The sequence below is a fragment of the Streptomyces ziwulingensis genome (assembly GCF_039542605.1).
In the GTDB taxonomy this organism is placed as follows: domain Bacteria; phylum Actinomycetota; class Actinomycetes; order Streptomycetales; family Streptomycetaceae; genus Streptomyces; species Streptomyces ziwulingensis.
On record NZ_BAABIG010000036.1, the window covers coordinates 1 to 1,439 of the forward strand.

Consider the following 1,439-nt stretch of genomic DNA (forward strand, 5'->3'; position numbering starts at 1 on the left):
GCCGAACGGATCTCCCCCACCCGGGCCTCGGCCGCGCCCGCCAGTTCCTCCAGCACCGCGCCCTTGCCCAGGAAACTCTGGAAGTTGGCGGCCATCCGCCGCCGCCACTCCTGGTTCTCCCGCCGGGCCTGCTCACCGGCGGCCACCGCGTCCGCCTCCGCACGGCCCCGCCCGGCCGCGTCAAACGGCCTGGCGACCTCCTCGCCCAACGCCTCCCACTCCGAACGGACCGTCCCGCCGAACGCGTCACCACTGTCCCGCTCACGCGCCAGCCAGGCGTCCAGATCACGCTCGGACGGGCCGTACACCTCGTGATACCGGCGCATCCACTCGCCCCGGAACTCCCCCGCCAGCCGCTCCCGGGTCTCCTCCTCCACACCGTGCCGCAGACGCTCCCGCCCGGTCACCTCACCACGCTCGGCGGTCAGCCGGTGGAAACTCTCACCGCCCTCCCGCAGAGCACCCTCCATGCCGTACTCCAGCCCCACCCGGTCCGCCAGCGAACGCCGCGCCACCGGCAGATACTCCCCCAGCAACACCGCCTCCCCGGCCGCCACCCGCCCCCNTCACCGCCCTCCCGCAGAGCACCCTCCATGCCGTACTCCAGCCCCACCCGGTCCGCCAGCGAACGCCGCGCCACCGGCAGATACTCCCCCAGCAACACCGCCTCCCCGGCCGCCACCCGCCCCCGGCCCCACGAACCGTCCCCGGCCCGCCCCGCCAGCTCCGTGAAGACCCGGGTCACGTCCTCCCGCAGACCCTCCCGCGCACGCTCGACACCAGGCCCCTGCGCGTCCAGCCGCTCGACCATCAGATCCGCCTCGGCCAGCCCCCGCTCCAGCCCCACCTGGAAATCCAGCCGCACCGGCAACTGCTCCACCAGACGCCCGTCGGCCTGCCGCATCCGCTCCGCGTAGGTGTCCCACTCCCCGGCACTCAGCTCCCGCCGCTCCCGCCCGGCCAGCACCCGCTCACCCTCGGCGGCCAGGTCGGCACGGTGACCGGCCACCACCGCCTCACCGTCGACCGCGGCAGCCTCCCCCGGATCACGCCCCGCCTCCGTCAGCCACCGCGCACGCGCCTCCTCCACATGCTCCTCGACCCGGGCACGCAGGCCCTCCTCCACCTCCATGGCCCGCAGCCGCGCCTCCCAGCGCCCCGGCAGCTCGGCCACCACCGACTCCAGCGCCGGCCGCCGCTCCAGCCACTCCTCATACGACAACCGACGGGCCGGACGACCGTCCTCACCGGGCAGAGTCCGCGTCAGATCATCGAACTCGGAGAGCAGATCCGCGCGGGCCCGGTCCGTCCAAGCGGCAGGTGTCCTGTCGTTCTCCAGGTGCGCCGCGCGTACGAAGAGGTCATCTGCGGCGGCCTCCAGCTCCAGCCGGGTCCGCAAGCCCCGCGTCAGCTCCCCCATCCCCGCGTCGAACTCATCA

General features: G+C 74.3%; 1 protein-coding gene. It reads right to left on the minus strand.

Translation table 11 applies throughout. The features are described 5' to 3' along the window. Positions 1–470: hypothetical protein (locus tag ABEB00_RS19290; RefSeq protein WP_345621091.1), on the minus strand; the 470-nt coding region annotated here is incomplete at its 3' end. Between the last annotated feature and the right edge of the window lie 969 nt (positions 471–1,439).